An 18,990-nucleotide genomic window follows, 5' to 3' on the forward strand; every position below is an offset into this window, starting at 1 on the left:
GAGGCGGTCGTGCGCGTCTCCGGGCGGCGGGCACCGCGCCTCGGGCGGCGGGGAGCGTCTGCGGGAGCAGTACGGCTTCGTCGGCGAGGTGGTGCGGAAGAGCTGTCGCGCCTGCCGGTCGGCGAAAGGGCGGAACAGCACGGAGAAATGAATCGGCATCGGCGCCCATGAAGGGCGTGCACTGATGCTCACCGCACTGTAGCACACAGCGGGTTGGCGGAACCTCGGAACGTCGGTCACGGGGTGTCGGCGGGCGGCCGCGGACCGGCGGTGCGGGACATGTCCCGAGTCGGTCGGGAGGAGCCGCGGAAGCAGCCCTCGGCAGGCAACTCCCGTGGTCTGCAAGCACGTAGACCACGGTGGCACATGTGGGACGTGGCGCTTTCGCGCCACCGGTCTGCTGTTCCCCCCGCAGGTTTCCGACCGGTAGGAACCGCAGCATGACTTCCCTCATACCTCCCCGCCGCAGACGTCGGCGGGCACTCGCGGCGGCGGTCGGCACCGTGGCCGTCCTGACGTCACTGGCCGGGCCGACCGGCCCCGCGGTGGCGAGCGTGGCGACGAGTGCGGACGCGGCCCACCCCGTCGCGGCGGCGGACACCACGGACACCGGCGTACACACCGTCACCCTCCTCACCGGTGACGTCGTCCGCGTCACGCAGGCCGGCGGCGGCAAGCAGACCGCGGACGTGACCCGCCCGGGCGGGGCCACCGGCGGCGTGCGCACCGAGACTGTCGGCGGCGACCTCTACGTCTACCCGGACGAGGTGCTGCCCTATCTGGCCGCGAACCGCCTCGACCGGCGGCTGTTCGACGTCACCTCCCTCATCGAGCAGGGCTACGACGACGCCCACAGCGACGGCATCCCGCTGATCCTGAGCTACGGCGCCAAGACCGCGACCGCCGACCGGAGCACGCCCACCGGCGCCACCAAGGTGCGCTCCCTGCCGACCATCCGCGGCGCGGCCGTCCGGGCCGCGAAGAAGCGCGCCCGGACGGTGTGGAAGTCGGTCGCCCCCGCGGCCGCCGCTCCCACCGCCTCCGCCCTCGCCGCCACCGGCGACGCTCCCGCTGCCGAGCTCGGTGACGGCCTGTCCAAGGTCTGGCTGGACGGCAAGGTCAAGGCCACCCTCAAGGACACCACCGCGCAGATCGGCGCGGCCACCGCCTGGGCGAAGGGTTACGACGGCCAGGGCGTCAAGGTCGCCGTGCTCGACACCGGCGCCGACCTCAACCACCCCGACCTGAACGGCCGGATCGGCGAGTCGCAGAGCTTCGTGCCCGACGAGACCGTGCAGGACGGCCACGGCCACGGCACCCACACCGCCTCCACCGTCGGCGGCAGCGGAGCAGCCTCCGACGGCGCCGAGAAGGGCGTGGCGCCCGGCGCCGACCTGATGATCGGCAAGGTGCTCTCCAACGCCGGTTACGGCCAGGACTCCTGGATCATCGCCGGCATGGAGTGGGCCGTCGACCAGGGCGCGCGCGTCGTCAGCATGAGCCTGGGCTCCTCGGACCCGTCCGACGGCACCGACCCGATGAGCCAGACCGTCAACAAGCTCACCGAGGAGAGCGGCGCGCTCTTCGTGATCGCCGCCGGCAACTACAGCAGCGAGGCGAGCATGGGCACCCCCGGCGTCGCCGACGAGGCGCTGACGGTCGCCGCGGTGGACGCCAACGACAAGCGGGCGTCGTTCTCCTCGCAGGGCCCCCGTCTGAACGACTACGCCCTCAAGCCCGACATCTCCGCGCCCGGCGTCAACGTCCTCGCCGCCAAGGCGGGCGGCAGCGCCGCGACCGGCTGGTACCAGACGATGAGCGGCACCTCCATGGCGACGCCGCACGTCGCCGGAGCCGCCGCGATCCTCGCCCAGGAGCACCCGGACTGGAAGGCGCACCAGCTCAAGGACGCGCTGATGAGCACGTCCAAGCAGCTGACGGCGTACACCGCCTACCAGGTGGGCTCCGGCCGCGTCGATCTCTCCGCCGCCACCGCCGCCGCGGTCACCGCGACCGGCTCGGCGTACTTCGGCATCGACTCCTGGCCGCACAGCGACTCCGCGCCGGTCGACCGCACGGTGACGTACACCAACACCGGTGACACCGACGCCGAGCTGCACCTGGCGCTGAACGCCTCCGTCGCGGGCGGCCCGTACGACACCGACCCGACCGCGGGCAAGGGCACCCCGGCCCCCGACGGGATGTTCACCCTCTCCGCCGACACCGTGACCGTGCCCGCGCACGGCACCGCGACGGTCACCGCGACCGCCCGGCCGAGCCTGGGCACCGACGGCCGCCGCTACCTCGGCCAGATCACCGCCACGGACGGCTCCGGCGCCACGCTGACCCGCACGCAGGTGGGCCTGTACCGGGAGGACACCCGCCACACCCTGCACATCACCATGAAGGACCGTTCCGGCAAGCCGGCCGCGGGCTGGGTCGAGATCCAGCGCCTCGGCAGCACCGAGGACCCGTACAGCGTGACCATCGGCGACAGCGGCAAGCTGGACCTGCGCATGCGCGAGGGCACCTACAGCCTTCTGACGTACCAGGACGTGCCCGGCAGCCACGGCCCCGACTCGCTCGGCATGGCCCTGATGGGCGACCCGGAGGTCGTCCTCGACCAGGACCGGAACGTCGATCTCGACGCGAGCCGCACCCGTGAGGTCACCGCGGAGGTCCCGCGCCGGACCGAGGACCGGGCACTGTCCATGAACTGGTACCGCGCGGACGGCCAGGCGGCCAACTCGTACGGCGTGGGCGTCGTGGAGGTGCAGTACCTGCTCGCCTCCACCTACGACAGCATGTTCGTGCTGCCCACCCGCAAGACGACCCAGGGCACCTTCGAGTACGAGACCCGCTGGCGCAAGGCCCTCCCGCTGCTCACCGTGACCGACGACGGCAGGCCCGTCCAGGTCATCGCCCAGGCCAACTCCGCGCGGTACGACGGGCACAAGCGCCTGGAAGCGGTGTACGCGGGCACCGGCACCCCCGCCGAGTACGCAGGGCTGAAGGCCAAGGGCAAGGTCGTGCTGGTGACCCGCGCCGACGCGATCACCGCCGCGGCACGTGCACAGGCGGCGGCCGACGCCGGAGCGGCGCTGCTGCTCGTGGTCAACGACGAGCCGGGCAAGCTGATCGAGTCCGTCGGCAGCACCGTGCCCGTGTTCTCCGTGACCGCCCGCAACGGGGCCCCGCTGATCGCCGACGCCAGGCGCGGCCGGCTGCGGCTGGACGTCGAGGGCGTGCCCAACTCCCCGTACGTGTACGACCTGTCCGACCCGCACCCCGGCCAGATCCCGTCCACCGGGCTGACCTACCGTCCCCGTGCGTCCGAACTGGCCACGGTGGAGATGCGGTTCCACGGCGCCACCGCCACGCAGAGCGGCGAGTGGCGGTCCGGCTTCCGTCCGTACCGCAAGTACGGCTCCGGGTACCTGCTGCGCCAGGACATGCCCGGCACCCGCACCGACTACGTCTCGGCGCAGGAGGGGACGCGGTGGGTCGAGAGCATGGGCACCGGGCCGGGGCTGCTCCTGTCGAGCCAGAGCACGCGCACCACGTACGAGCCCGGCTCGTTCCAGGTCCGCGACTGGTTCAAGCCGGTGACGCACCCCGCCAACGGAGGCACCTACTGGTGGTCGCAGCGGCAGAAGACCTCGCTCGCGTTCAACATCCAGCCCTGGTCCGACAGCGGTGACGGCCACGGCGGCGTCATCCAGAGCAACGGTCCGGCGAAGACCAGCCTGTCGGTCTACCAGGACGGCACCCTGCTCAAGACCGTCAACTCGTCGGCCCTCACCATCACCCGCCCGCCGACCGTCCCGTCGGTCTACACCCTCGACCTGACCGCCGAACGCGACGCGGACACCTACCGGCTGTCCCCCCGCACCCACACGGTGTGGCAGGTCGAGTCCGCCCCGGTCACCGACCCGACGGTGATCGACCGGGTGGCGGTGCTCCAGATGGGCTACGACGTCGACACCGACCTGGCGGGCGACGCTCGTGGCGGCCGCCAGACGCTCCGGCTCACCCCGCACCACCTCGACGGCGCGGCCGGCGCCGGAAAGATCCAGGGCGCGACCCTGTCGGTGTCCTACGACGACGGCGCGACCTGGACCCCGGTCGACACGAAGGGCAAGTCCGGTACCTGGACCGCCCGTTACGACGCTCCGCACCACGGCTATGTGTCGCTGAAGGCCGAGGGCTGGGACGACGCGGGCAACCGCATCAGCCAGGAGGTGATCCGCGCCTACGGTCTGAAGTAGGCGTCCACGAAACGGAGTCGGAGGCTGTCGAACCCCCGTCGAGTCACCCCAGGTGACTGACGGATCGGCAGCCTCCGTATTCTCGTGGGAGCTTCATCGACCACGAGGAGGTCCCGTGCTCTCGGTGCTCGGGCTCGGCCCGGCCGAGGAGGAGATCTACCGTCTCCTGGTCTCGCGGGCGGGCGCCACCGCCGACCAGCTCGCCGACGAGACCTGCCGCGCCCCCGGCGAGACGCTGAAGCTGCTCACCGCGCTGGCCGCCCGCGGTCTGGCCGCAGCGGCCCCGGACGCCGCCGACGGCCTGGACGGCACCGACGGCGAGCCCGGCACGGTGACGGTCTTCACCGCCGCGCCCCCGGCCGTGGCTCTCGGCGGCACCCTGCGGCAGCGCCGCGACGACCTGCGGGCCGCCGAGGAGGCGCTGCTCGCGCTCACGGAGGAGTACCGCAACGCGGCGTCGGGCGGCAGCATCGTCGAGGTCATCACCGACCCCGCCGCGGTACGGCACCGCTTCATGCAGCTCCAGGAGTCCGCCCGGCACGAGATCCGGGCCATGATGGTGCCCGAGTCCACCGTCGTGCGGCGCGAGCACAACACCGCCGAGGACGCCGGGGTGCGCCGCGGCGTGCTCTATCGCACCATCGTGCAGCGCGACATGCTCGGCCAGCCCGGCATGGTCGGTGAGGCCCTGGCCGCCCTGGCGTCCGGCCAGCATGTCAGCGTCGCCGAGTCGGTCCCGGTGAAGTTCATGATCGCCGACCGTGAGCTGGCGATGCTTCCGCTGCTGCCCGGTCGCCGTACCGCCCCCGCCTCGATCCTGGTGCACCACTCCGGGATGCTGGAGGCGTTGATCGCCTACTTCGAACTCGCCTGGGAGCGGGCCTATCCGCTGTCCCCCAACACGGTGGACGGCGACGGCGTCACCGAGGTCCGCCCCGACGGCCTGGACGAGATGGACGCCCGTGTCCTCGCCCTCGTCCTCGCCGGTCTCACCGACCAGGCCGCCGCGGGCCAGCTCGGCGTCTCCCGGCGCACGGTGCAGCGCCGGATCGGTGAACTGATGCTCAAGGCGGGGGCGGAGAGCCGCATACAGCTCGGCTGGATCGCCGCCCGCAGGGGGTGGGCCTGACGGCCGAGGGGTCCCGCGGACGGGCTCAGCGCGGGCGGCCCGGGATCCCGGGTGACAGCCGTGCGGCGAGCTGCTCCAGCAGTGCCACCGTCCGCGCGATCTCCTCGGCGTCCTCGGTGCCGAGCGCGGCGCCGAGCGCCCCGTCGACCGGTGCGGCGGCGACCTGCGCGCGGTGGCCCGAGACCTCCGGGTTGCGGCGCAGCAGGGTGCGCCGGCGGTCGGCGGGGTCGGGCGCGGCGAGCACCGACCCGGCCTCCCTGAGCCGGGCCGCGCAGCCGGAGACCGCGCTCTGCGGCAGACCCGTACGGGCCGCGATCTCGCCGACGGTGGTGTCCGGGTGGGCGTACACGTCGAGCATCACGACCAGCATCGACCGGGTGCTGGTCGGGTAGTCCTCCAGCCCCTCGGTGGGGATGGCCTCTTCACCGATCTTCATCAGGGTGCGGCCGAGAAGGAACAGTTCGACTCCGTTCATGACTCCAGATTACATCAAGATTGATGTATCGATTGAGATGCATCAATCTTGATGCATCAGAAAAGATGGATTACATTCGAGGTGTCACCTCGACGTCCCGGGGTGACGCCACGACGAAGGAGTCCGTCATGACCACCGCCCGCAAGGCCGCCCTGGCCGTCCCCGGCGCCACCCTCCACTATGAAGTCCGCGGCAGCGGGCCGCTGTTGCTCGTCTCCCAGAGCGGCGAGGGCAACGCCAACCGCAGCGACACGCTGGTCGACCACCTCGTCGACCGCCACACCGTGGTGACGTACGACCGCCGAGGCCTGTCCCGCAGCGTCCTCGACGATCCCGCGCGCGGCGCCACCCTCGACGAGCACGTCGACGACGTGCACCGGCTGCTCGCCCACCTCACCGACGAACCCGCCCGGATGCTGGGATGCAGCATGGGCGCGGTCATCGGGCTGCGCCTCGCCCGGCGCCACCCCGGTCGGTTGGCCCTGCTCGTCGCCCACGAGCCCGCCATTCCCGGCCTGCTGCCGGACGCCGAACGGCTCAGCACACAGCGCGAGTTGGACGAGATGCGCCTCGTCTTCCAGCGCGACGGCTGGCTCGCCGGGGTGCGCCGGATCGGCGAGCTGCTCGGCATCGACCCCGCCCGCCAGGAGACCGAACCCGGCGCCCGGCTCGCCCCGTTGGACGCCTCCCGTGAAGCCGACTTCCGGTTCTTCGTCGAGCGCGACGCCCTCACCATGCGGAACGCCGAACTCACCGCCGACGACCTGACCGCCCTGAAGAACGGTCCCGTCCGCATCGTGCCCGGGGCCGGACTCACCACCCCGCGCACGGTCTTCGACTACCGTTGCGCCGAGGAACTCTCCGCAGGACTCGGCGCCGGACTCGTCCACTTCCCAGGCGGCCACAACGGCAACATCACCCACCCCAAGGGCTTCGCCGAGGTGCTGCGCGGACTGCTGTGAACCGGCGGAGGCTGTCAAGCCGGACGCGGCCATACCAGCCATACGAACGCCTGATGGCCCTTCGGTGACGCATTTCTTGTTCTGGCCAAAAGCCCTCCCTACGCTGCCACCACCGCACTTCGGCGGCACGGGAACAAGGGACTGCACCGATCATGGGTCGACTGGACGGGAAAATCGCCTTCATCAGCGGCACGGGAGCCGGAATCGGAAGGGCGGCGGCCCTGATATTCGCGGCGGAGGGCGCCCGCGTATTCGGCTGTGACATCGACGCCGACAGCGCGGCGGAAACCGTCGAACTCGTCCGAAAGGCCGGGGGAGACATGAACTCCCTGGCGCCGGTGGACCTCTCCACCGAGGCCGGAGCCCGACAGTGGATCGACGCCGGCATCGCCGAATTCGGCGCGATCGACATCCTCTACAACAATGCCTCCGCGCTGCGGAACGGGCCGTTCGAGACCATGCCGGCCGAGGACTGGTACTTCACCATCAAGAACGAGCTCGACATCCCCTACTTCTGCACCCGGGCCGCCTGGCCGCATCTGATCGCCCGCGGCGGCGGAGCCGTCCTCAACGTCGCCTCCGTGGCCGCCGTGCGCGGTGCGCCCTTCATGCCGATGGTGCCGCACGGCGCCGCCAAGGGCGGGGTGCTGGCGATGAGCAGGCACCTGTGCGCGGCCGGCGCCCCGCACGGCATCCGGGTCAACACCATCGCCCCCGGCATGACCCGCACCTCGGCCACCGCTCCCTTCCTGGACGACCCCGAAGGCCCCAGGGCCCTGCTGGAGGCGCGGATCCCGGTCGGCCGGGTGGGCGAGCCCGAGGACATCGCGCGGGCCGCGGCCTTCCTCTGCTGCGACGAGGCCGCCTTCGTCAACGGCGCGAACCTCATGGTCGACGGCGGCGACAGCGCGATGGCCGGCTGAGCCGCGGTGCGCACGCGACTCGACCACGTCGGCGTCAACGTACGCGATCTCGCCGCCCAGACCGACTGGTACCGGGACGCCTTCGGGCTGCGGACCGTCTTCGAGTTCCACCTCGACGGGCCCGGCCTGCGCGGTGTCGTCCTGGAGCACCCGCACGGCTGGCGCGTCGAACTCCTAGCCCGGGCGGGCTCCGCCGCCGGACTGCGGGCCCCGGACCCGCTGACCGCCGCCCTCACCGAGGGCTATGGACACTTCGCGCTCACCACCCCCGAACTCGACCCCGTCCACGCGGCCCTGGTCGCCCACGGAGCGGGCGAGGTCATGAGCCCCGGACCCTCACCCGAACCCGGCGTGCGCATGGCCTGGGTCAGTGACCCCGAGGGAAATCTCATCGAACTCATAGAGAAGTTCGAAGTCATGGAGAAGTTCGAACCCGCGGCGGAGTTCGAACCCGCGGCGGAGTTCGAACTCACCGAGAAGATCGAGCCCGCGGGGGATTACGAACCCGCGCCGAATTTCGAACCCAGAGAAAAGAACGTCGGAAAGCACACCGACCGGACGCCGGAGCGAGGGCAAGCACAATGACGGAAATGACCTCCCTGAAAAGACTCGACATCGGGACACTCATAGCCTGCTGTCTCGCCGTGGCGGCGGCACAGATGTGTATTACGGTGCCCTCGCCCATCAACGGTGAGATCCAGGCCGCATTCGGCGCGTCGGGTTCCCAGGTGGCCTGGGTGACCTCCGCCTTCATTCTGCCCACCGCGATTCTGGAACTGAACTTCGGTGTGGTCGGCGACCTCTTCGGCCGCAAGCGCCTGCTGGTGCTGGGCGGCTTCGTCCTGGCCGTCGGCGAACTGCTCAACGCCACGTCGCAGAACGTCACGATGCTGTGGACCGGCCAGGCCCTGGCCGGCATCGGCGCGGCCGCACTGTTCCCCAGCTCCCTCGCCGTGATCGCGGCCGCCACCCCCGGTGAGAAGGACCGCGCCAAGGCGGTGTCCACCTGGGCGCTCAGCATCTCCATCGCCTCGGCCGTGGGCCCGCTGTCCTCGGGCGTGCTCGCCACCGTCGCCGACTTCCGCTGGGCGTTCGTGCCCCCGGTCGTCCTCGGCCTCGCCGTGGGTGTCGCCTCCTGGTTCCTCGTCACCGACTCCAAGGCCCCCGAGGGCCGCACCCTGGACTGGCCGGGCCAGATCACCATCGCCGTCGGCCTCACCGCCCTGCTGTGGGGCATCATCGAGGGCGGCGACCGCGGCTGGAGCAGCCCCGAGATCGTCGGCGCCCTGGTCCTGGCCGCGCTGGCCCTGGTCGGCTTCGTGATCGCCGAGAAGCGCTCCGAGTCGCCGATGTTCAACCTGGACCTGCTGAAGATCCCGTCGTTCGCCGCGGCCGCCGTCGTCGCCCTGGCCGGCATGTTCGGGTTCATCGGCACCGCCTACTGCGTGTCCATCCGGCTCGGCGCCGTCATGCACCTCAGCGCGCTGCGGGCGGGTCTGCCCTTCGTCATCCTCCAGCTGATCCCGCTGCTGCTGGCACCGGTGCTCAGCCGGATGCTCACCCGCATCGACGCCCGCTGGCTGCTGATGGGCGGCCTGCTGCCGATGGCCGCGGGCCAGTTCTGGATCGCCGCGCTGCCCATCACGACGACCTCCCTGGCCGCCTTCCTCGGACCGGTGCTGCTGCTGGGCGTCGGCTTCATCTGTGTGGTGTCCTCGCTGACCTCCGCCGCCGTCAACGCCGTACCGATCCGGATGACCGGCATGGCCAGCGGCGCCACCAGTCTGGTGCGCGAGTTCGGCCAGGGCCTCGGACCGGCCGTCATCAGCACCATTGCGATGAGCGCCGCGTCGTCCGCGCTGGTCGGCAAGCTCAGCGGCGCCGACGCGGGAATGGAGGCGGCCGCCGGACCGCTCGCCGTCGTCAACGCGGGCAGCGACAGCGCCCGGGCCGCCGCCCGGACCGCCCTCGGCCACGGCATGGCCCTCGGCGTGGTGATCTGCGGCTGCGCCTCCCTGCTCGGCGCGCTGGTCACCCTGCTGCTGGTGCGCAGGAGCCCGGCCCGCGCGGAGGCGGGAGCGGCGGTGCAGCCCGCGTCCGCCTGAGCACCGAGCCGCGTCGCGACAGCCGTCGGCGGCGGGAGGCCGGGGTCCATCACCCCGGCCTCCCACCTTTTTTCGGCGCCCGGGTGTCGATCCGGCGGTGTGCCGTTCGTCGGTGGGGTGTAGGAAGCCAGTGAGTACCGGGAGGAACCATGAAGTACATGCTGCTGGTCTGCGGCGACGACACCGCCGACGCCTCGGACATGGCACCCGTCGAACCCTGGGTCGAGGAACTCGGTGCCGAACGCGGCGTACGCCTGCACGGCCATCGCCTCGCCCGCCCCGAGGACGCGGTGACCGTGCGCGTGCGCGGCGGCGAGGTGCTGCGCACCGACGGCCCGTTCGCCGAGACGAAGGAGTACGTCGCCGGTTACGACGTCCTGGAGTGCGACAGCCTGGAGGAGGCGGTCGAGGCCGCCGCGAAGCACCCGGTGGCCGCCATCGGGGCCATGGAGGTACGCCCCTACTGGGAGGACGAGAACCCCGAGGGCGCGATCCGCGGCCTCGACGCCGAACTGACCGAGGCCGCCGCGCAGCGGGACGTCGACCGGGCCCTGGCCTGCTACACGGCCGACGCCGCGATCGTCCTGCCGGACGGCGGGCCGAGTCCCCTCGACACCGAGGCCCTGCGCAAGACCCAGCAGGCCGCCTACGCGGATCTCGTCGGCCCGGTGCGCCGCGAGGTGCTCTCCTTCCGCCTGCGCGTCGACGAGAGCGTCGCCTTCGCCCACGCCCTGGTCCGGATCCGCGCCGACCGCGCCGACGGCACCGAGCTGGACCGGACCCTGCACGTGACCACCGGCTACCGCGCCGTCGGCGAGCGCTGGCTGATCGCCCACGAGCACGTCTCGGCCCCCGCGGACGGCGGGTCGTGAGGTACGCGCTGCTGGTCCGCGCGCAGCCGGCCGACGCAGACGGGACCGGGCCCGGCCGGATGCACGGCGGCATCTGGCTGCGGCCGGCCGCCGACGCCACCACCGTGCGCGTCGAGGCCGACGAGATCCTGCTCGACGACGGCCTGTTGCCGTCCCGCGGCGACGGCCCGTTTCCGGACCTCGGCGACGGGCGCTCCACGGACCTCGGCGACGGCCCGTTCGCGGACCGGGGCCCGGCCGGGTACGTCGCCGGGCTCGACCTCGTCGAAGCCGCCGACCTCGACGAGGCCATCGCCCTGGCCGCCGCGCACTCCCGGGCGTGCGGCGGTGCCGCGGTGGAGGTGCGGCCGGTGTGGGAGTGACCGACAGGGACGCCGCGGAGGCGGTCGCCGCCGCCTTCCGCGAGGAATGGGGTCAGGTCGTCGCCGGGCTCATCCGGCTGACCGGTGACTGGGACCTCGCCGAGGAGTGCGCCCAGGACGCCTTCGCCCAGGCCCTGGACCGGTGGCGGCGCGACGGCGTGCCGCGCCGCCCCGGCGCGTGGCTGACCACCACCGCCCGCAACCGCGCCCTCGACGTACTGCGCCGGCAGGCGGTCGGGGCGCAGAAGTTGAAGGAGCTGGCCGTGCTCGCGCGCACCGACGACCCGTACGGCCCCGAAGACCCCGACGCGGGCGGCGGGGTCACCGACGACCGGCTGCGGCTGGTCTTCACCTGCTGCCACCCGGCCCTGCCGATCGAGGCCCGGGTGGCCCTGACCCTGCGCACCCTCGCGGGACTCACCACGGCCGAGATCGCCCGTGCCTTCCTCGTCCCGGAGGCGACGATGGCGCAGCGCCTGGTCCGCGCCAAACGCAAGATCCGGAACGCGGGCATCCCGTACCGGGTGCCGCCCGCGCATCTGCTGCCCGAGCGCACCACCGGCGTCCTCGGCGTGCTCTACCTGCTCTTCAACGAGGGGTACGCGGCGACGGACGGCACCGAACTGGTCCGTACCGACCTGTGCGCGGAGGCGATCCGGCTGGCCCGGCTGCTGGCCCGGCTCATGCCCGACGAGCCCGAGGCGCTCGGCCTGCTCGCCCTCCTGCTGCTGCACCACGCCCGCCGGGCCACCCGGGTGGACGCGGCCGGCGACCCCGTCGGCCTGGAGGACCAGGACCGCACCCGATGGGACCGGACGGCCGTCGACGAGGGCACCGGCCTCCTGGAGACCGCCCTGCGCCGGGGCCGCCCCGGCCCGTACCAGGTCCAGGCGGCCATCGCGGCCTGCCACACCACCGCGGCCACCGCCGCCGAGACCGACTGGGCCGACATCGCCGGTCTGTACGGCGAACTGCTGCGCCGGATGCCCACCCCCGTGGTCCGGCTCAACCGCGCGTTCGCCGTGGGCATGGCCGACGGCCCGGACCGGGGCCTGGCGCTGGTCGCCGAACTGGAACGGGAGGGCGACCTGACGGACTACCACCTGCTCCCGGCCACCCGCGCCGACCTGCTGCGCCGCGCTGGGCGACCGCGGGAGGCCGCCGAGGCGTACGAGCGGGCGCTGGAGCTCGTACGGAACGCGGCGGAGCGCCGGTTCCTGGAGCGGCGGCTCGCCGAGTGCCGCCCGGTGTGACACCCGCGGCGCGGGACCCGGGGTGGTGGACGGGGCCGACGGTTCAGCCGTCGGCCCCGTCCAGCGCGTTGGTGATCGCCCGTACCCCGCCGTGCGCCGCGTAGCCGCCGTCCACCGTGATCTCGGCGCCGTTGACGTACGAGGCCTCGTCGGAGAGCAGATAGACGACCAGCGGCGCCACCTCGTCCACGGTGCCCGCCCGGCCCTGCGGCGTCATGGACACATGGGCGCGCACGAACACCGGGTTCGCGGACGCCATCAACGGCGTCTCGATGTACCCGGGATGGACGACGTTCGTGCGGATCCCGCGCGGGGCCAGCTCCAGCGCGGCCACCCTCGACAGGCCCCGCAGCGCCCACTTGCTCGCCGTGTACGCGACCGCGTGATGCGCCGTCAGGCCCGCCACCGAGCCCACGTTCACGATCGACGACCCGGCAGGCATCAGCGGGGCCAACGCCTGGATGCCCAGCAGCGCGCCCGCGCAGTTCACCGCGAACGCCCGGTTGAAGTCGGCGAGTTCGACCTCGCCGAGCCGGGCCCGCATCGGGATGCCCGCGTTGTTCACCAGCCCGTGCACCCGGTCGAGCGAGGCGGCCAGCGCCGCCCAGTCCCGCTCCGACGACACGTCCAGGTGCCGGTAGGCGACCTCCAGGCCCTCGGCGCGCAGGGCCGCCGCCAGCTTCTCCCCGGGCTCGTCCAGGACATCGGTCGCGATCACGGTCGCGCCCTCCCGGGCCGCGGCCGCCGCCTCCGCGGCCCCCTGGCCCTGCGCTGCTCCGGTGACGACGACGGTACGGCCCGCCAGGCGGGTACGGTTCACGGCTCCTCCACTGGGCGCGGTGCCTCTCCCGTCCGGATCTCTTCCGTCCGGGTCTGCGCCGTCCACGCTAGGAAGCCACGGGCAGCTCCGGAAACGCGTCTTCGTCATGACTGGCATCCGCACCGGCGATCTCCCCCGGAGCGGGCTCGTCCAGCGAGGCGCCCACCCTGCGCACCGTCTCGCGCAGCCACCGGTGTGCCGGGTCCGCGTGCCGGTTGTGGTGCCAGTACATGGCCTCCACCAGCGGCACGTCCGGGAACGGCGTCGGTACGACGGCACAGCGCGCGAAGCCCTCGTAGCGCCGCGCCAGCCGCTCGGGAACCAGGGCGACCAGGTCGGTGCCGCTCACCAGGAACGGCAGCACACTGAAGCCCGGCGTGCTGACCTGCACCCTGGGAGTGATGCCGAGCGTCTCCAGCTGGCGGTCGGCCGGGGTGTGGCTCTTGCCGATGGCGCACGCCGCGTGCGGCATCTCCGCCAGGTCGCGCAGTCCGAGCCGGCCGTCCTGGAGGCGCGGGCTGTCCGGGTCGACGAGACACACGAACCGGTCGTGCATGACTGCCTCGCTGACCCCGGGCAACTGATAGCCCAGCGGCACGATCATCAGGTCGTGGCAGCGCAGATGCGTCTCCGTCTCCAGCTGCCCGTCCACGATGGGGTGGAAGTCGAGGCGGACGCCGGGCGCCTCCTGCGCGATGACCCGCAGCAGCGGCTCCACGAACACCGACATCACATAGTCGGACATCACCACCGAGAAGCGCTGCCTGCTGCGCTGCGGGTCGAAGTGCCGGGTCAGCGACAGCGCCTCCTCGGCCTTGTGCAGTGAGGCCTGGACGACCGGCAGCAGCCGCTCGGCGAGCGGGGTCAGCTCGTACTCGCGGCCCACCCGCACCAGCAGCTCGTCGTTGAAGTGACGGCGCAGCCGCGCCAGCGAGCCGCTCATCGCGGACTGGCTGGTGGACAGCCGGACTCCCGCGTGGGTGACGTTCTTCTCCTCCAGGAGCGCTTCCAGCGCCACCAGAAGATTGAGGTCGATCGCCCCGAGACCCATCAGTGTGTCCTTCCGGCCGCGTCCTTGAAGCTCGGTGAAACCGGAGCGTAACCAGCGGTTTCGCGCCGAGGAAGACTTCCGGCGGCAACTCACAGGGATCTGATGGCAACCATCGGATCCCCGGATGTGCGCAGGTCAGGCGGGTGGTGGAGGTTGTCGTGCACGCCTGCGCCAGGGGAGCGGCGTCCTCACTTGAGCGCGATCGGGTTGACGGGGGCGCCCACCGCGCCGGTCACCGGCAGTGGGGCGGCCACCAGCAGGAACTCATGGACGCCGTCGGCGGCGCAGTCCGCCGCCAGCGCCTCCAGGTCCCACATCTCGCCCAGCGGCAGCCCCATGTTGGGGATGGCGATCTGGTGCAGCGGCGACATGGCGGGTTCGGCGAACTCGTACGGCCGCACCTCCAGGCCCCAGGTGTCGGAGGCGATCGCGGCGATCTCCGTGCGGTGCAGCCAGCCGAGGGTGGTGAAGGACAGGCCGGGCGCGTCCCCGGCGGCGTACGTGCCCCAGCCGCCCTGCCGCCTTACCCGGCCGAGCTGCCCGGTGCGCACCAGCACCAGATCGCCGCGGCGGACGCCCGACGTGGCGCCCTGCGCCTCGATCGTGGCGCGCAGATGCTCCTCCCGGACGGCGAACCCGTCGGGGAGTTCGCCGTGTTCGTCACCGAACGCGCGGCCCACGTCGAGCAGCACGCCGCGTCCGGTGAAGGCGTCCCGCATGTGCTCGATGCCGGTGACCGAGTCGCCGTCGCCGTTGACGATCGTGCACGGACGGCCGTTCCAGGCCCGCTTGTCGTCGAAGATGTGGCCGAGGCCGTCCCACTGCGTCGAGGCCTGCAACGGCATCACGACATGGTCGTCGGCGCCGCCGAAGCCGTGCGGGAAACCCTGGGTGCCGGCCGCCGCGTCCGAGCCGGTGTCCTTCATGTAGTGCACGGGGTTGATCCGGCCGCGGAAGCCGCGCTGCGGCCCGTCCTCGTTGAACTCCAGCGCCAGCGAGAAGGACCGGCCGCGCCGGACCAGACCGGCCGCGTGCGCCCGTATCGCGTCGTCGAGGAAGTTCAGCGTGCCCAGGACGTCGTCGGGCCCCCAGCGCCCCCAGTTGCGGTAGGCGGCGCGGGCCTTGGCGAGTTCCTCCGCGACGGGGCCGAGGGGGGTGGGGGTCATCGGGTACGTCCTTCCGTCAGCAGGGCGAGGGCGTTGCCCCCGGCGATCGCGGCCCGCTCGGCCGGAGTGAACCCGGCGGCGTCCAGCCGGGCCACGGGGTCGGTGACCCCCATGTCGAAGGGGTGGTCGGTGCCGAGGACGACCCGGTCGGCGCCGACCTCCGCGACCAGGTGGCGCAGGGCCCGCGGGGTGTAGACGAGCCCGTCGAACCACATCCGGCGCAGATAGGAGCTGGGCGGTGCGGCGCAGCCGCGGGCGTCCTCGCGCACCAGCCAGGCGTGGTCGGAGCGGCCGACGTAGGTCGGCAGGTAGCCGCCGCCGTGCGCGGCCACCAGCTTCAGGCGCGGGAAGCGGTCGAGGACGCCGGTGAAGATCAGGTGCGAGAGGGCGACCGTCGTCTCGACCGGCTGTCCGACGGTGTTGCCCAGATAGTGGCTCGCCAGCCGTTCGCCCAGCGAGCAGCCCCACGGGTGTACGAAGACGACCGCGCCGAGTTCCTCGGCCCGGCGCCAGACGACGTCGTGCGCCGGGTCGGCGAGCTCGCGGCCGTCGACGGTGGTGGAGACGCTGATCCCGTACAGACCGTGCTCGGTGACCGCCGTGTCCAGCAGGGCCACGGCGAGGTCGGGATGCTGGAGGGGCACCGTGCCCAGGCCGTACAGCCGGCCCGGCGCGGCGGCGCAGTGCCCGGCCACCGCGGTGTTGACGGTACGGGCCAGCCGCACCGCGAGATCCCGGTCCGCCCAGTAGTGGTGCATGGGCATCGGGCCGACCACCTGGATGTCCACCCCCATCGCGTCGAGATCGGCGATCCGCGCGTCGATCCCAGTCAACTTCGGTGCCAGGCGCTGGAGTTGGTCCCGGTTGACGGCCGTCGAGGCGGGGGAGTGGCCGCGCCGCTCGGCGGCCAGCTCGGCCGCCAGGCCCGCGCTGCCCGCGACGAGGGCGGCGGCCGCCGGAACGGCCAGATGACCGTGGAAGTCGACGACCGGGACGGCCGACGGGGTCCCGGCTCCGACGGCCGGGGCGGCCGGTTGTGCGTGGGGCCCGGGGGCCGGGCCGGCCTGCCCGGCCTCGACGGTCGGCCCGGCATGCTCGACGACCACGGCGCTCTCCTGTCGATCTCCTCGGATGGGTGCTCCGAGCCTGCGCGGCGGCCCGTGGGGTGGTCAACGGATCGAGGCATCGGCAAGGGGCACGTCACACATCCCGTACGGCGATGCCGCCGCCCCCCTCGGTGCCGCGCCCGGCGTCGCACATCGGCGCAGGCGGGGCCGGGGACGGCCGCCGATGACAGGCATCGCCAACGGCCATTTCCGCCGACGCCCCGCGCTCCCTAGCGTCGAGGGCGAGCCCCCCACCCGTACGAGGAGAGCCGCCGTGCCCGATCACCCTGCCTCCCCCGAGAACCCGGCCCCGCCCGGCGCGGGATACGCGCCCCTCGCCGGACCGTTCGCGCTGGGCACCTTCGCGAGCACGCCGGCCGGCGGCGCCTTTCCCGGCCTGGTCGCCGGAGCCCGCGTGCGCGACCTGTCCGACCTGGCGCCGTCCGTGCGCGCACTGGTCGAGGACTGGGACGGGCTGCTGCCCCGCCTCGGCGAACTCGCGGCCCGCACCGACGGCACCTGGCACGACCTGGCCGCCCTGCGGGTGCTGACCCCGATCGAGCCGGGCCAGATCCTCCAGAGCGGCGCCAACTACCGCAGGCACGTGGTCGATCTGGTGGCCGCCGAGAAGGAGAGCGTGCACGGCGCCACCCCGCAGGCGGCCCGCGCCGACGCCGAGAAGATGATGGACGAGCGGAGCCGCAACGGAGTCCCGTACCTCTTCCTCGGCTCCCCGCGCGCCCTGTGCGGCCCCTACGACGACATCGTGCTGCCCGCGCTCGGCGAACAGCACGACTGGGAACTCGAACTCGCCTTGGTCATCGGCAGAACGGGCCGGAACATCCCGGTCGAGGACGCGATGTCGTACGTCGCCGCCTACACCATCAGCAACGACCTCACCACCCGCGACCGCCTCTACCGGCCCGACCTGAAGGCCATCGGCACCGACTGGTTCACCGCCAAGAACGCCGACACCTTCCTGCCCACCGGCCCCTTCCTCGTCCCGGCCGCGTTCGTCGGCGACCCGGGCGACCTCCGGATCACCCTGCGCCACAACGGCGTCGTCCGGCAGGACGAGTCCACCAAGGACATGATCTTCGACATCCCCCGGCTGCTCGCCTACGCCTCAGCGACCACCACCCTGCGCCCGGGCGACCTCGTCCTCACCGGCTCGCCGGCCGGCAACGGCGCCCACTGGGGCGTGTTCCTCAGGCCCGGCGACGTGATCGACGCGGAGATCACGGGCCTCGGCCGTCAGCGCAACACCGTCAGGAGCCACGCATGAGCTTCCAGCCCATCACCCATCTGCGCCATGTCGACCTGGCCGTACCGGACTTCGAACGGCAGCGGGCCTTCTACGGCACCACCTGGGGGCTGACGGAGGTGGCGAACGACAGCGGCATCGCGTTCTTCGCCGCCGAGGGCAGCCCGGAACAGTACGTCGTCCGCATCCGCAAGGACGAGCGCAAGCGCATGGACCTGGTCGCCTTCGGCGCCGACTCGCCCGCCGCAGTGGACGAACTCGCGGTACGGCTCGCCCGCGCCGGAGTGCGACCGGTCCATGAACCAAGGGCGTTGGACACCCCCGGCGGCGGCTACGGCCTGCGGTTCTTCGACCCCGACGGGCGGGTCGTGGAGGTGTCGGCGGACGTGGCCACCCGGGTCCACCGCAAGGTCGAGGAGCGCGAGGCGATCCCGGTGCGACTCTCGCACTGCGTGGTCAACTCCCAGGACCCGGAGGGGCTGCGGGACTTCTACGTCCGGCACCTGGGCTTCCGCCTGACCGACACCCTGTACTCCACGCACATGGGCGACCTCATGTACTTCCTGCGGTGCAGCCCGCTGCACCACTCGTTCGCCATCGCCCGCGGACCCCATGTCTCACTGCACCACGCCTCGTTCGAGATGCGGGGCGTCGAGGAGTACATGCGCGGCACCGGGCGGGCGCTGCGGGCCGGGACCCGGCTCACCTGGGGTCCGGGTCGGCACCTGGCGGGCGACAACACCTTCTCCTACTTCCACGACCCGCACGGCAACACCGTCGAGTACACGACCGAACTCGCCGTCCTGGAGGAGGACCTGTGGCATCCGGGCCGGCACGACGTGGCCGACCCGCTCACCCAGGACCAGTGGGGCACCGCCGACCCGATGAGCGAGTCGGTCGCCAAGGAGCAGTTCAACGACCCCGACGTGCTCTTCGAGGCACCGCCCGTCTGATCCGCAAGGCCCGGTGCACACCGAGGCGGGACGGCCCCACGGCCGCCCGCCTCGTCGTCGCGCGCGCCCCTGCCGACTGTGGCCACTCTGTGTGATCGCCATGCAACGGGCGGCCCGATCCGAGGCATCGGGTTCCGGGATGCGTGTGCGACCCGCCTGTTCCCAGGTGTGCCCGGCTGCTTCACTCCATCGAGCGCCCCTCGGGTGCCTTGATCCCGGCCGGGACCGCCCCGCGTGCGGCGGCCGGTTCGTCACCCTGCGCAAGGACGCATTCGAACTGT

16 protein-coding genes are annotated in these 18,990 nt (G+C 72.5%); 11 read left to right on the top strand and 5 right to left on the bottom strand.

Going from position 1 to position 18,990, the window contains the following annotated elements:
• Positions 1 to 440: 440 nt before the first annotated feature.
• On the top strand, positions 441 to 4,268 hold the full coding sequence (locus tag FNH09_RS25065) for a S8 family peptidase (RefSeq protein ID WP_152891753.1): 3,828 nt from the start codon (positions 441 to 443) through the stop codon (positions 4,266 to 4,268).
• Between the two features lie 115 nt (positions 4,269 to 4,383).
• The gene (locus FNH09_RS49885; protein WP_152891755.1) at positions 4,384 to 5,397 is read left to right on the top strand and encodes a helix-turn-helix domain-containing protein; all 1,014 of its coding nucleotides are present in this window, start codon (positions 4,384 to 4,386) and stop codon (positions 5,395 to 5,397) included.
• 25 nt (positions 5,398 to 5,422) lie between these two features.
• Here the strand turns inward: FNH09_RS49885 and FNH09_RS25075 are convergent, their stop codons facing one another.
• Complete coding sequence (locus FNH09_RS25075) at positions 5,423 to 5,872, bottom strand: MarR family winged helix-turn-helix transcriptional regulator (RefSeq protein WP_238427088.1); 450 nt, start codon at positions 5,870 to 5,872, stop codon at positions 5,423 to 5,425.
• 128 nt (positions 5,873 to 6,000) lie between these two features.
• On the opposite strand from FNH09_RS25075, the gene FNH09_RS25080 reads away from it, so the two are divergent.
• From FNH09_RS25080 to FNH09_RS25110, 7 genes are all read left to right on the top strand, one after another.
• Positions 6,001 to 6,834 (top strand): alpha/beta fold hydrolase, encoded by an 834-nt coding sequence (locus FNH09_RS25080; protein ID WP_238427089.1) that lies wholly within the window; start codon positions 6,001 to 6,003, stop codon positions 6,832 to 6,834.
• Positions 6,835 to 6,986: 152 nt separating this feature from the next.
• Entirely contained in the window at positions 6,987 to 7,757 is a 771-nt protein-coding gene (locus FNH09_RS25085; protein WP_152891759.1) for an SDR family NAD(P)-dependent oxidoreductase, read from the top strand.
• Positions 7,758 to 7,763: 6 nt separating this feature from the next.
• The gene (locus FNH09_RS25090) at positions 7,764 to 8,342 is read left to right on the top strand and encodes a VOC family protein (protein WP_162469061.1); all 579 of its coding nucleotides are present in this window, start codon (positions 7,764 to 7,766) and stop codon (positions 8,340 to 8,342) included.
• A 5-nt stretch (positions 8,343 to 8,347) separates the two neighbouring features.
• Positions 8,348 to 9,862, top strand: a complete 1,515-nt coding sequence (locus tag FNH09_RS25095) for an MFS transporter (RefSeq protein ID WP_238427090.1) — start codon at positions 8,348 to 8,350, stop codon at positions 9,860 to 9,862.
• Positions 9,863 to 10,011: 149 nt separating this feature from the next.
• On the top strand, positions 10,012 to 10,734 hold the full coding sequence (locus tag FNH09_RS25100; protein WP_152891763.1) for a nuclear transport factor 2 family protein: 723 nt from the start codon (positions 10,012 to 10,014) through the stop codon (positions 10,732 to 10,734).
• Positions 10,731 to 11,096: a YciI family protein gene (locus tag FNH09_RS25105; RefSeq protein ID WP_152891765.1), complete on the top strand. Its 366-nt coding sequence runs from the start codon at positions 10,731 to 10,733 to the stop codon at positions 11,094 to 11,096. Before FNH09_RS25100 ends, FNH09_RS25105 begins: the two co-directional genes overlap by 4 nt.
• Complete coding sequence (locus tag FNH09_RS25110; RefSeq protein WP_162469062.1) at positions 11,093 to 12,349, top strand: sigma-70 family RNA polymerase sigma factor; 1,257 nt, start codon at positions 11,093 to 11,095, stop codon at positions 12,347 to 12,349. The genes FNH09_RS25105 and FNH09_RS25110 overlap by 4 nt, the downstream gene beginning before the upstream one ends.
• Before the next feature lie 43 nt (positions 12,350 to 12,392).
• On the opposite strand, the gene FNH09_RS25115 is transcribed toward FNH09_RS25110, so the two are convergent.
• The 4 genes from FNH09_RS25115 to FNH09_RS25130 form a co-directional block, all read right to left on the bottom strand.
• A complete protein-coding gene (locus tag FNH09_RS25115; RefSeq protein ID WP_338017679.1) occupies positions 12,393 to 13,169 on the bottom strand; it encodes an SDR family NAD(P)-dependent oxidoreductase in 777 nt (258 codons plus the stop codon).
• Positions 13,170 to 13,236: 67 nt separating this feature from the next.
• Positions 13,237 to 14,220 (bottom strand): LysR family transcriptional regulator, encoded by a 984-nt coding sequence (locus FNH09_RS25120; protein ID WP_152891769.1) that lies wholly within the window; start codon positions 14,218 to 14,220, stop codon positions 13,237 to 13,239.
• A gap of 188 nt (positions 14,221 to 14,408) precedes the next feature.
• Complete coding sequence (locus FNH09_RS25125) at positions 14,409 to 15,386, bottom strand: cyclase family protein (protein WP_152891771.1); 978 nt, start codon at positions 15,384 to 15,386, stop codon at positions 14,409 to 14,411.
• Positions 15,383 to 16,354, bottom strand: coding sequence for an amidohydrolase family protein (locus FNH09_RS25130; protein ID WP_152891817.1), 972 nt, complete (start codon positions 16,352 to 16,354; stop codon positions 15,383 to 15,385). Before FNH09_RS25130 ends, FNH09_RS25125 begins: the two co-directional genes overlap by 4 nt.
• Before the next feature lie 490 nt (positions 16,355 to 16,844).
• On the opposite strand from FNH09_RS25130, the gene FNH09_RS25135 reads away from it, so the two are divergent.
• Together FNH09_RS25135 and FNH09_RS25140 are read left to right on the top strand one after the other, a co-directional pair.
• Positions 16,845 to 17,777 carry a fumarylacetoacetate hydrolase family protein gene (locus FNH09_RS25135; protein ID WP_238427095.1) on the top strand — a complete coding sequence of 311 codons (933 nt, stop codon included), beginning with the start codon at positions 16,845 to 16,847 and terminating at the stop codon, positions 17,775 to 17,777.
• Positions 17,774 to 18,709, top strand: coding sequence for a VOC family protein (locus tag FNH09_RS25140; RefSeq protein ID WP_152891775.1), 936 nt, complete (start codon positions 17,774 to 17,776; stop codon positions 18,707 to 18,709). The genes FNH09_RS25135 and FNH09_RS25140 overlap by 4 nt, the downstream gene beginning before the upstream one ends.
• Positions 18,710 to 18,990 lie beyond the last annotated feature (281 nt).

It is taken from the genome of Streptomyces adustus (assembly GCF_009377175.1).
GTDB lineage: Bacteria > Actinomycetota > Actinomycetes > Streptomycetales > Streptomycetaceae > Streptomyces > Streptomyces adustus.